Source organism: Brevibacillus sp. HB1.3 (genome assembly GCF_013186635.1).
GTDB classification, from domain to species: domain Bacteria; phylum Bacillota; class Bacilli; order Brevibacillales; family Brevibacillaceae; genus Brevibacillus; species Brevibacillus brevis_D.
Window position 1 is genome coordinate 1 of sequence record NZ_JABMIT010000021.1, and the last position, 11,407, is coordinate 11,407.

An 11,407-nucleotide genomic window follows, 5' to 3' on the forward strand; every position below is an offset into this window, starting at 1 on the left:
CAGCTTGAGCTGCACAGCGTCGACCACTTCGTCGGTTTCAGTACCAAGGACGTCAATTAAGGTGATTTCATTCCCTTCTTTATCCGTCCCGATTGGGTCGTGCAAGGAAACATCTTTTTTGGTTTTTTTCAGACTTCTCAGATGCATGAGGATTTCAATCTAAATGTCAAAAGAAGTGCATAAACGGATTTAGAACGTGTATATCTCCAAGCTCTCTTCATAAACTCTAACTTCCCTTACTACATGACGGATCAGCTCTTTCTTATCCTCAAACGAAAGTTCATCCTGTGCTTTTGATAAATAATAGTCAGCAGCTTTCTGGATCAAGTTTCGGCTATATTCGTTGTCGATCTGTCGTTTCGCTTGTTCATGTAGCTCGTTCAAGCGCTGATTCAGTTTATCTTCCTTTTCCTTCAGTTCTTTTAACCCTTGCCGTATATCTTCTTCGCTTATGTCTTCTTCAACGGATGCAAACAATTTGAGCAATCTCTTGCGTCCTGCTTTCGTTTTTTCGATTTCTTTTTGCAAACGTTCCAGCTCTACTTGCTCAAATGGAGTCTCCACCTTTTCTTCAACCGCTATCGCTATCTCATCTGGATTGTTCAGCCATGAACGTACCGTTTCCCAAACCTGATTGTCCAATTGCTCACATCTTACACGGCGACCGCATCCCTTATTTTTTGCACCTGCTGTATTCTTAACGTCCGTATACTCAAATACATGGCGGCTCCAGTTTTTCGCTTTTCTTCCTGACATCGTATTTCCACAGGACCCACAACGTACTAGGCCACTTAAGAGGTACTCGGTGAAGCTCCGGCCTGCCCATCTCCTTCTGGATTCCTTTAGCAGTCGCTGGGCATGTTCAAATTTTACTTCGTCAATGATAGATGGGCAGGGCAAGGATATCCACTCTTCTTTTGGGCGCATTTTCATACGGACTTTCTCATCTGGCTCGCGAAACTGATTACCCAGCATTCCTTCCGTATTCCACTTATTTTGATAAAATCTCCCCACGTACGCCTCGTTCATCAGCATCTGTCGCACCACCTGACGATGCCACACACTAGCACCACGCTTGGTAGGAACCCCTTTATTGGTTAAATAAACAGCTATCCCATTCATTCCCTGAACGAGCTCGTTGGGCTGAGTAAACAAATCAAATACGAGTCGCACTACTGCTGCCTCTGCTTCATTTATTACGATCTGTTCCTTCTTGGAATCATAGCTGTATCCATATATTTGAAAGTCACGGAGAACGCGGCCCTGTCTTGCCTTTTCTCTTCTTCCACGACTCATTCGTTCATTAATTTTCGCTTTTTCGAATTCTGCTATAGCTCCACGCATGCTATAAAAGAGCTGTCCTTCTGGAGTCTTGGCGTATTCGCCATTCACGAATACGAGTTCTATCCCGCGTTTATCAAATTCATCTGTAATTAGCAGCTGGTTCATAAGCTTGCGTGATAAACGGTCGGGATCCAGACAAACGATCTTCGTAATGAGTCCTTCCTTCGCATCTCGTCTAAGCCTTGAGAGAGCCGGTCGATCTAAGAACTCGCCTGATACATCGTCAACATATTCAGCAGCTTCACTCGTCGCTGCTTTCTTCCTGCATTCCCTTAATTGATCGTCGAGGCTGAATCCGCTCTTGGCTTGTTCCTCTGTACTCACCCTGGCATATATTCCGATCATACGGCTTCTCCCTCCTGTATTTTCCTAATAAATACTGATAACAGGCGGAACGAATACTGTCAGTAGCAATACCCGGTATCATCTTTACATGCACCGTTCATCCCCTCCTGTCGAGAAGATATGCGCGAACGGCTTGTCAAAAGTAGTGAAGAAACATGAAAAAAGCACCACACGGGTGCTTTTGTTTGATGATGGTGTAGTGTTGTCGAAAACTCACCGAATATGATCCAGGACGCTTTTTATGACCTGCAGTGAGTCCTGCCGATCGAATAAATTATAGCGTGCCTTGACAGTTTCATAGACCTGATTCAGTGCTTTTTGGCTCTTCGTTTTCCGGTACTCGCTCACAAGTTTGGTAAAGGAAGGATGCCGGATTACGTCTGTTCGCCAGTCCCACACGCGCGGTTTTTGGACTTCTCGCCGGACCTGTTCAACCATCTCCAATACTTTAGGTGTAAGAGAGGCGCTAAGCTGCGTTTCGGCCTTCTTCGTCTCTGGAAGTTTAGACAGAATCACATAGTTGGGATGAGAGGACAACGGCTTGTTGTTTACATACAATAATTGGCCCGAATAGTTGTGCACGGCCCCTAGCAGCATGTCTTGATTGACTTCGTATTGAAAATACTCCCATCCAGCCGCCGTTTTTTTACTCGGCAAAAACAGCTGGATGAAGTCGAGCGAATTTGTGTAGAACGGCTGCGTTTGCGGATACACATACCCTTTTGCATCGACCTGGAATTCCGGCACTCCCACCTCTACTGCCCAACGGACTGCTTCACTTTGGCTGTCCTTGGGAGCTACACTCCCTTTAAAAGGCCTAACTTTTTTGTACATGCGGTACAACGTCTCCGCAACAAATTGCTTCGTAAGCTGTTGGTCTTTCAGTTCCTCAGGCTGTACGTACCTCGCTTGGACAAGTGCGTCTATCCGTGCTTTTAGTTCCATCTCTCCCCGCTTTCGCCGTAGATCGCCTGCCCATTGACCAGATGCTTCCTGCTCCAATATTTGCTTGCTGATGGCGGCCGGATCGTAGCCTTGGGGATAGACGGGATCCAATATCCCGATCTCATTGTACAGGGCAAACAAATACCCGTTTTTAGAATCGACGAATTGATCGATCATGAACCCGCGCGGCGTGTCTGTACCGTTAAGATCGCCGACGATTTCCGTGAGGCTTTTTCTGTTTTTGTCCAGGGTGCTGGCCGGATGCGGATTTTTGATCTTAAGCGCACCTTTTAGGAGAGCATGAAAAACTTCTTTTTCTTCCAACGTATTGACCGTGGGCATTTTGTAGGAAATGCGATAAGAGGTAGCCGTTGCCGCTCCCACCTCTTGAATGGGATAGGCGATCTGCCCGACAGACAAAACGGCTGTCATTGCAGCGATGAGCACAACCTTTTTCATGGATTTGTTACCTCCTCAGTGGGGCACATGTTTATCGGGGGTTTGCAAATACATTTGTTTGACGAACCATTTTTAATAAAGTTACATTTAAACCAAAATTACCCTGATATACCCAACCTTTGGGCTGGCCTCTCTCCCGCAAGCCAATCCTTATACCAATTGCGGTCACAGGTTATAAGAGGTGGTGCAGAAGGTAAATCTGCACACTTCTGACAGGATCGGTGTATTCTCATAATCGTTATGTTGGTCCTGCCCGTCCTTAGAATAAGGTTTGGCTCGAGGTGGAGACCCCTGCCGAAAACAATCCCAAAACAATACAGTTGTATTATTTAAAGTCGCATGATATGATGTTTTTGAAACAAATGGGAAAAGATGGAAAATATGTGTTATTGATTACATTCGAATGTCGACTACCAAGTCCACTCTCCCGTTAGCTTGCTTCTCATCTGAGGGCAGGTAGAAATAAGATTAAGAAGGAGTGTTTTTCGATGGAATAGTTTCTGACTAGTTTAGCAACACTGGCACTTTTGACTTTAGCAATACCTGCATTTGCACAGGAGAGACAGCAATCACCATTAACTACAAAGGTATTTACCAAATTTTCGGGAGGTTACATTTATGAAATTAAAGAAACTGATTTCAACGCTTGGACTTACGACCTGCCTACTTTCGATGTCATCTTCAGCATTCGCTATGGGTGATGCCAGAGAGCCTGATAGTTTTGACTCACCGAATTATTTTCAAGGAATTGGTGATAGTTTTGAAGGTACTTTTTACAAAGTGTATCCAGATTTTGATAGACCAATGGATCATGACTATTTTCAATGGACAAACGACACAGGCCAAGCCAAAGCATTTTATGTTAATTTCGACACCTATCAAAATCGCAGCCTAGACTATATGATTCGTGATATGAGTGTTGGTGGTCCAGCACATCAAGTGTTTAAAGATACTGGGCGCGAATCCTATTATGTATATTTGCCCGCTGGCGAAAAAATTAAAATACATGTTTCTTCCCAAGATGCAATAAGAGTTGACCCCAATGTGAAATATATCATTGCCTTGAGTGAGCGTCCTTGGTGGTAGAATTTTAGCAAGATTTAGAGGGCTGCTAAAACGTTGGACAAAGCAGTTCCTCTAATTCACTTGCTTTGCAACTGTACAATTTGTAATGTTAGATTAAATCGTACGATCCCCAGACTCTACGCATCTTTCAATGTCTGGGCGTAGATTATATTCAAGTCTTCGCTCATCATCATCCAACCTACACTGAATTCAACATCGCTATATTTCCACCCATATCATAAAAAAGATAGCCTTACACCTCTCAAAAGTTAGTGAGGTGATGGCTATCTTATTTTTTTCAGTGTGTCATAAGCCACTTTTCGCATACGACGAGCAATTTGTCTGTTGTGTAATCATTTGTAGTAATCTCTTTGCTATTATCCTTTCACTTGTACATGCACCCTTTTTTCACCCTGTCCAGAACCTCTTATTCTGTTTTACATAGAATGTATGAAAACAAGAAAAGGAGGATTACACTTGAAGATACCGAAAAGCTTATGCGATCGTATAGCCAAAATTCTGGGTGGGACAGGCATGTCAAATGATAGTTGTTCTATCACGATTCAGCGAAACCTCAATGCAACAATCTTGGGCAAGCCATATGATACTGAGCACGAAATTACCATTGAATCCCTCGACAAAGAAGGCAACACCTTGAATACAGGTGAATTTACACTCCTGCAAACCGAAGTCCAAAAGTTTATTGACGCTGTTCGTAAAGAAGGGTTTATCGTTTCTGCCCTACACAATCACTGGCTCTTTGATAAGCCACGTCTCATGTATTTGCATATTGAATCTGTTGAGCCACCCATAGAGTTTGCAAAGAAACTACGGCGGGCTTTGAATGTACTGAAATAACCAATCCTCGTGGCGCTAAGCGTACAAATGCCTTAGCGCCTTTTTCATTGTCTGCCACTATCGTTTCGCACATCGATTGTTGTCTTGCCTAGTCATCTCCTTACTACATATTTGCATCGTCTTTCCTCCCCATTTAACAAATCGAGTGGCTTGTAAACTTTTCCTGCCAATTGGGCAACCTATACCATCATGAATGCGGAGGTATTCACATGAGTTGGACTCTGATATGGGAATCTGTAGGTGTAATTGTACTCGGTACCCTTCTCCTGCGAATTGCTGGTAGAAAATCAATTTCTCAAATGACGATGGCCCAAGTAATTGTGATGATCGGGCTTGGTACTTTGATCATCCAACCTATTACTGGTAATGGTTACTGGCCTACTTTTCTATTAGCAGCAGTCTTGGTCGTGGTCATGATATTGATGGAATTCCTAGAGATTAAATCTAATGGATTCGAAACTTTTATTACGGGGAAGGCAGTAATTGTAATTGAAAATGGGCAATTGGTTGAAAGTAACATGCGCAAGCTCAGGCTAACAGCTGACAAGCTTGAAATGAGACTACGACAAGCTGGAATCTCAAATTTCTCTGACGTTGAATGGGCTACAATTGAGGTTAGTGGGAACTTAGGATATCAGCTTAAATTGGAAAAGCAACCTGCAACGAAAGAAGACATTCAGCGGTTAATTGATATTCTTGAGAATCGGATACCGCATACGGAGCACTTGGCACCAAATAACATTTTTTCAGAAATGAAATACGGGCATCAAAATCCACACCCAACCAATCTCCAGTAAGCACGCATTCACAGTTTACCAGGGCGGCAAGATTTCCACTCACCCCTTACTCAGCTGGCATTCGGGTTGATGTTGTTTTCGGTACAGATACTCATCTTATTTACGGGCCCTTATTAAAGGGCTTTTTTCCATAACTATTGTGGTAAATTAAGGGTAAAAAATTACCAAAGGTCGTGATTTTTTGAACAGTGGATTCTTAAAACAATGGTGCCTCACACATGAAGTCGAAACTAGGTCGATTCATTCGTTCTGGGAAAGTTTTTGGAGCTACCAAAGTGAAGAGACTGAGGAATTCCATTCTGTATTCGGTGTTGATTTTAAGACCGAAGATTTAACCATATCGCTAAAAGAAGTAGCCATGTTCATCGATAGATGGGATGAAAATATGACATATGAGGGTATCTCATACGGATTTGATTACGTTGCCTCATACATTCCAATCGTTTTTAAAAACAAGAAACTTGGCTGGTATAAACTACTATTCAATCTTGACGGAGAGATTTTTGACGATTTCTTCGTCATTGACTAAGTACGCATTGTGATTATATGAACGAAAACCTTAATTTGTTTCAATTGGTCGCGGCTGTTTTCTCTGGCTCCTTCAACCTTCCAGCTTATCGGAGGCTTTGCTATGGATGAGAATGGGAATGGTGACTATGAGAAGTGGAATTGCACCAGAGATGATCTGACTAAAACCCTATCTGCATTGGCAGCTATTGCTGAACGGGCTTTTCATGAAAACTACAGTATTGTTCACCATGGTATTTAGCATTTTGAGCAATATATAAATTCCCTAAATTGTAAAGAGTTTACTCTCAAACAAATTGAAGTGGACTCTTTACCTACTGTATAATATCTCCAAAAATAAGGGGGGAAAGTTGAGAATGAAAAACCTATATTTGTTACTGGCAATTTTGGGGGCAGTCTTGCCTTACAGTTATTTCATTCCGTTCCTTCGTACAAATGGAATAGATATCAATCTTTTTACATCGGAACTCTTTGCAAACGACATTTCTTCGTTTTTTGCAACCGATTTTCTTATCTCATGCTTCATTTTCTGGGTATTTCTTTTTCAAGAAGTTAGAAAGCATCACATGAAGCATTGGTGGATTTACATCGCCGCAACTTTAACAGTTGGTCTATCATTTTCTTTTCCTCTGTTTCTTTACTTTAGACAGAAAACAATAGAAGGTCGTAAACGAATTGATTTCACATAATTGAGCTGTTGATGATTTTAAAAATTCCTAGTGTGCTAGATTACAACATAAATAGAGAGAATAATTATCGTGACTCTTGAAAAACTCTTCAGGGAGGGGCCGTATTGGAGAAATATCGCTGTTATTACTGTGAATGTGAAACGGACAGCGGTCGTCAAATCACGTTTTTCCAAGGTAAGCAGGGTCGCAACTAACTAGTGTGCGATACCTGTCATGCTAATTGGATTGAATCCTTAAAGAGTGAGCCCTAGGCAGGGTAACGCTTCCCACTCCCACCCATAATGTGCTATAGGGTGGGTTCTTCTTTGCCCATCCTCCCACGTTACGCTCCAAGAAAAGGAGTGTTCTTTAATGTAGCGGTCGTCTGCCTTACCTTCGTTATTCGATTTTCGATGGATTCCTTAATTAGTCGCTGGGCATGTTCAAATTTTACTTCGTCGATAATCGATGGGCAGGGCAGTAATATCCAGTCTTCTTTTGGGTGCATTTTCATACGGACTTTCTCATCCAATTGCGAAACTGGTTGCCAAGCATCCCTTCTGTATTCCACTTGTTCTGATAAAATCTTCCCACGTATGCTTCGTTCATCAGCATCTGTCGCACGACCTGACGATGCCATACGCTTGCACCGCGTTTTGTAGGGACCCCTTTATTGGTAGCTATACCGTTGCTCCCTTGAACTAGCTCGTTAGGCTGAGTAAACAAATCAAACACAAGCCGTACTACTGCTGCTTCAGCTTCATTTATTACGATCTGTTCTTTCTCAATATCATAACTGCATCCATATATCTGAAAGTCTCGGAGAACGCGACCTTGCCTTTCCTCTTCTTCCTCGACTCATACGCTCATTAATTTTTACCTTCTGAAATTCAGTAATTGCACCGCGCATGCTATAAAAAAGCTGTCCTTCTGGAGTTTTGGCATATTCACCATTTTCAAACACAAGCTCTATACCGCGTTTGTCAAATTCATCTGTAATAAGCAACTGGTTCATAAGCTTACGAGATAATCGGTCTGGGTCAAGACAAACGATTTGTGTTATAACTCCATCCTTCACATCTTGTCTTAGCCTGGAGAGAGCCGGACGATCCAGGAACTCGCCTGATACATCATCTGTGTACTCGGCGGCTTCACTCGTCGCTGCTTTCTTCCTGCATTCCCTTACCTGATCGTCGAGCCTGAACCTGAACCCGCTCTTGGCTTGTTCCTCTGTACTCACCCTAGCATATATTCCGATACGGCTTCTCCCTCCTGTCAGAGGGTATGCAACAACAGCTTGTCAAAAGTAGGTTTTTTTCAACACTCTTCACCAGATTTCGCAGATAATATGACTTTATGATATGCAAAGCAACAGAATTATATTAATAATTAAAAATAATAATACATCCTTGAATATACAGAAAAAACCAGTTATACCAATCGGTATATTTACCAATTATTTACTTAGGAGTGATTAAATTGAAAAAACTACTTCCTGTATTGCTTAGCATAATGGTATCTCTAACCAGTTTGACATCAGCATCAGCCGAAGGAATCCATCAAGGTAACAAGGAAGAGATAACAAAATATGTAAACAGTCACAATCCCCAAAATATAAAAGCTGATGATGACTTGCCAAAGTTCAATGAAAAGACTTTTGTGGATACAACTTGGAAAAATAGTATAGATATACGTGCTTCGATAGGCCCTCTTAAAGAAGATCCTGATTGCCATGGTTGTTCTTATGATAGTCCACTCAAAATAACAACTAACATGACTAACAATGCAGGAATGCCCTTGGAGTATACCGTTAAGAATGGAAAGCTAGTTATTTTTCAAAGACCAGACATGTATTACTATACACAGAATTGGACACAAACATGGATGAATGAGGTTACTGGCGTATTTACCTCAAACTGGAACAATGCATTTGGTACTTTTGCTTCGTACCAAATCGTAAAAAAAATCCCGTACATGGCTAGGCTTTTGAACAAGTTAAACAAGGAACAACCTTTTGGTTTCGGTGATTTTGCTATCGCCTCATCCACTTATATGACATCAAAACAAATCCCACTTTACAGCGCGATTTTCACTACTCCAGTTCCTTCAAGCGGAACTAACGAATCTATTGTCTATATTAGTACCAGCGGGAAAGATAACACATGGAAATATCGTTGGAGATTTGTTATTGATCCATCTGGAACTGTATCGATTACACAATGGACTGTATGATTGACGAATACTTTGTTTCGGAATATATTATTTAAAGGAATTTTCTGCAATATGCGAAAAATAGAAGAGATGCAATTATTGCATCTCTTCTATTTTTTGAAAGGAGCACACATGATGAAGGAACCTTTAGCTATTTTTATGGGTATAGCACTTTTTATGGTATTTAAATATACTTTCACTAAACAAGAAAAACCACCAAAGGTTTTACATTTAATTGTTGAGTACGTAATTACAATTGGGTTTATTTTTTTCATTAAATTGGTTATTCTTGGACTCTCCGAATTTTTTTGATTACATTACGCCATCATTTAGTTGGCATGATATATTCAACGAATAATCGAGAGCGCAACATGCCATTTTCCGCCAATTTGCAGTTTAACTCGAGTTTTTTTCTTCGACTGATTGTCAACATACTTGCGATCTTTCTCCTAGCAAAACTGCCTTTTTCCAGAACAACCCTCACACTCTCGGACACTCTCGGTTCTACTTGTGCCAAAGTTTTACCTCCGCTAACCTCCGTTAATAAATTTTAACATTATAGCATCAGTATACACTTTACCGATAAAAAAACTGTATTAATATCATTTTAACTATGTACTTAACTGCAATTATTTTCACACCACTATATTTAATCTATTTCATAATAATAAACAGGCTGATGGTCGCCAAAATGCTTTATTACATAGAACTAACCGCTTCAATTCCACCTTTAATTATTGCTGCTATTCGTCGCCAACAGTTTAAATGAAGAAATGGTACTTAATCCATCCACTTAATAAAGATCAACTGTTACTTGCCGAAAATCCGAATTTAACTGTTGCAAAAAAAGTAAAACTGATTACTAAAAGTGAACTCAATCAATATGTAGGTCCCCTTCCTCATATGACTACATCCCATGAGCTACCCTTTTGACATTACTATCTCATTCTCAATACAACGCGCAGCATACGTAGCCAGCTTGGTGCCCTTATCCACCTGATAACTCTCGATTGCTTTGATCAGGCCGATGGTACCGATGGAAATCAGATCTTCACTGTCCTCACCCGTGTTCTCGAATTTCTTCACAATATGCGCCACCAAACGCAAATTGTGCTCAATCAGCTTGTTGCGGGCGTAAGGGTCGCCTTTGGCCATGAGTCGGAGGTACTTTTCTTCTTCGGTGTCCTGAAGCGGTTGCGGGAATGCATTGTTCTTGACATAAGCCACAAAAACGAGTAGTTCTTTAAAAACAAGGGAAAGCGCCGCGATAATGCTGGACATGGCTGCCACCTCCACGTCTGGAATAGCTTACTTCTATCCTTATGTGGGCGGTCGCCTATATGTGCATGTACGCTAAAATAACCGAGTGAGTAAGCGAAACGTTCATTATTACAAAGACGGAACGGTTAGTGGCTGATTATACGAAGGTAAATGAACACGAGCGAGTCAGATATTCCAAAAACCGCATGGTCATCCCAATCGTCTTTTATCGAAACAATTTCAAGATTACTTAATTGCGGTTGTAAAAATTGGATAAAATCCTCAGACACACCATCTTCTCTCAGTTCCTTATTCAAGTTTTCCATGTACACTGTACTGTTCATGCGTTTCATTTGATTTGGATCTACATACTGCGGAAAAATATAGGTATGTAAAACATGAACGACCTCCTCTTTTGAGAAGTTATCCCCATAAAGATCAGACCAACTCTCCCAATGATGGACATACTTTTTAAAGACACCTACAAACGCATCTTCCCATGACGTAAATTGTTTTCTTGGAGCAAATACCAAGGTACCCGTAAAGCCGCCTTGCTTAACATATTGATTCAGTCTACCCTCGACAATTAAAACGCTATCCAATGGAAGATAGATTACGTAAATCTCCTTCTGACTTAATTGAGAATGTAACCATTTTTCAGTGAACACCTCTGTGTATTCAACTAAGTTTCTTAATTTGTCAGGCATATGAGCCTCCCAATTTGTTTTAATTACAACATTTCTAAAATATAATATTTTTGGTACAATAATCCAAACAAATTAGCATATACAAACTAAACATATTGGAGTGATCACCCATGCTAGATTTTGGCGCTGTGTCGATCGAATCGGGTACTTTATTCTTCCAGCTCTTTGTCTTCCTCATGCCTTTCGCACTTGTCATAGCTTGCTGCTTGTTCTTCATAAG

The 11,407-nt window shown here is 41.1% G+C and carries 11 protein-coding genes and 2 pseudogenes; 7 read left to right on the top strand and 6 right to left on the bottom strand.

What is annotated here, in order from left to right:
- The 3 genes and pseudogenes from HPY31_RS28960 to HPY31_RS28260 form a co-directional block, all read right to left on the bottom strand.
- Positions 1–156, bottom strand: a pseudogene (locus HPY31_RS28960) (RNA polymerase subunit sigma-70); the annotation flags it as partial.
- Positions 157–189: 33 nt separating this feature from the next.
- Positions 190–1,689: a recombinase family protein gene (locus HPY31_RS28255; protein WP_172143267.1), complete on the bottom strand. Its 1,500-nt coding sequence runs from the start codon at positions 1,687–1,689 to the stop codon at positions 190–192.
- 213 nt (positions 1,690–1,902) lie between these two features.
- Positions 1,903–3,093, bottom strand: a complete 1,191-nt coding sequence (locus HPY31_RS28260; RefSeq protein WP_172143268.1) for a hypothetical protein — start codon at positions 3,091–3,093, stop codon at positions 1,903–1,905.
- A 618-nt stretch (positions 3,094–3,711) separates the two neighbouring features.
- Here HPY31_RS28260 and HPY31_RS28265 point away from each other — a divergent pair.
- The 6 genes from HPY31_RS28265 to HPY31_RS28290 all read left to right on the top strand — a co-directional run bounded on the left by HPY31_RS28265 (position 3,712) and on the right by HPY31_RS28290 (position 7,030).
- Positions 3,712–4,179, top strand: coding sequence for a hypothetical protein (locus HPY31_RS28265; protein WP_172143269.1), 468 nt, complete (start codon positions 3,712–3,714; stop codon positions 4,177–4,179).
- Positions 4,180–4,635: 456 nt separating this feature from the next.
- Entirely contained in the window at positions 4,636–5,016 is a 381-nt protein-coding gene (locus HPY31_RS28270) for a DUF1259 domain-containing protein (protein WP_172143270.1), read from the top strand.
- Positions 5,017–5,225: 209 nt separating this feature from the next.
- Entirely contained in the window at positions 5,226–5,813 is a 588-nt protein-coding gene (locus HPY31_RS28275; protein ID WP_172143271.1) for a DUF421 domain-containing protein, read from the top strand.
- Between the two features lie 181 nt (positions 5,814–5,994).
- Positions 5,995–6,342, top strand: coding sequence for a hypothetical protein (locus tag HPY31_RS28280; RefSeq protein WP_172143272.1), 348 nt, complete (start codon positions 5,995–5,997; stop codon positions 6,340–6,342).
- A 102-nt stretch (positions 6,343–6,444) separates the two neighbouring features.
- Positions 6,445–6,582 carry a hypothetical protein gene (locus HPY31_RS28285; RefSeq protein ID WP_172143273.1) on the top strand — a complete coding sequence of 46 codons (138 nt, stop codon included), beginning with the start codon at positions 6,445–6,447 and terminating at the stop codon, positions 6,580–6,582.
- A 115-nt stretch (positions 6,583–6,697) separates the two neighbouring features.
- Entirely contained in the window at positions 6,698–7,030 is a 333-nt protein-coding gene (locus HPY31_RS28290) for a DUF2834 domain-containing protein (RefSeq protein WP_172143274.1), read from the top strand.
- A 394-nt stretch (positions 7,031–7,424) separates the two neighbouring features.
- On the opposite strand, the pseudogene HPY31_RS29265 reads toward HPY31_RS28290, so the two are convergent.
- A pseudogene (locus HPY31_RS29265) lies at positions 7,425–8,267 on the bottom strand (recombinase family protein); the annotation flags it as partial.
- A gap of 221 nt (positions 8,268–8,488) precedes the next feature.
- Between HPY31_RS29265 and HPY31_RS28300 the strand changes: the two are divergent.
- Positions 8,489–9,241, top strand: a complete 753-nt coding sequence (locus HPY31_RS28300; protein ID WP_172143275.1) for a hypothetical protein — start codon at positions 8,489–8,491, stop codon at positions 9,239–9,241.
- Between the two features lie 900 nt (positions 9,242–10,141).
- On the opposite strand, the gene HPY31_RS28305 is transcribed toward HPY31_RS28300, so the two are convergent.
- Complete coding sequence (locus tag HPY31_RS28305) at positions 10,142–10,501, bottom strand: sigma-70 family RNA polymerase sigma factor (protein WP_012685634.1); 360 nt, start codon at positions 10,499–10,501, stop codon at positions 10,142–10,144.
- Between the two features lie 125 nt (positions 10,502–10,626).
- Positions 10,627–11,187, bottom strand: coding sequence for a hypothetical protein (locus HPY31_RS28310; protein ID WP_172143276.1), 561 nt, complete (start codon positions 11,185–11,187; stop codon positions 10,627–10,629).
- Between the last annotated feature and the right edge of the window lie 220 nt (positions 11,188–11,407).

What these genes read in the sequence shown, in the direction of transcription:
- HPY31_RS28255 (WP_172143267.1), bottom strand. Translation starts at nt 1,689, where the DNA reads ATGATCGGAATATATGCCAGGGTGAGTACAGAGGAACAAGCCAAGAGC.
- HPY31_RS28260 (WP_172143268.1), bottom strand. Translation starts at nt 3,093, where the DNA reads ATGAAAAAGGTTGTGCTCATCGCTGCAATGACAGCCGTTTTGTCTGTC.
- HPY31_RS28265 (WP_172143269.1), top strand. Translation starts at nt 3,712, where the DNA reads ATGAAATTAAAGAAACTGATTTCAACGCTTGGACTTACGACCTGCCTA.
- HPY31_RS28275 (WP_172143271.1), top strand. Translation starts at nt 5,226, where the DNA reads ATGAGTTGGACTCTGATATGGGAATCTGTAGGTGTAATTGTACTCGGT.
- HPY31_RS28285 (WP_172143273.1), top strand. Translation starts at nt 6,445, where the DNA reads ATGGATGAGAATGGGAATGGTGACTATGAGAAGTGGAATTGCACCAGA.
- HPY31_RS28290 (WP_172143274.1), top strand. Translation starts at nt 6,698, where the DNA reads ATGAAAAACCTATATTTGTTACTGGCAATTTTGGGGGCAGTCTTGCCT.
- HPY31_RS28305 (WP_012685634.1), bottom strand. Translation starts at nt 10,501, where the DNA reads ATGTCCAGCATTATCGCGGCGCTTTCCCTTGTTTTTAAAGAACTACTC.
- HPY31_RS28310 (WP_172143276.1), bottom strand. Translation starts at nt 11,187, where the DNA reads ATGCCTGACAAATTAAGAAACTTAGTTGAATACACAGAGGTGTTCACT.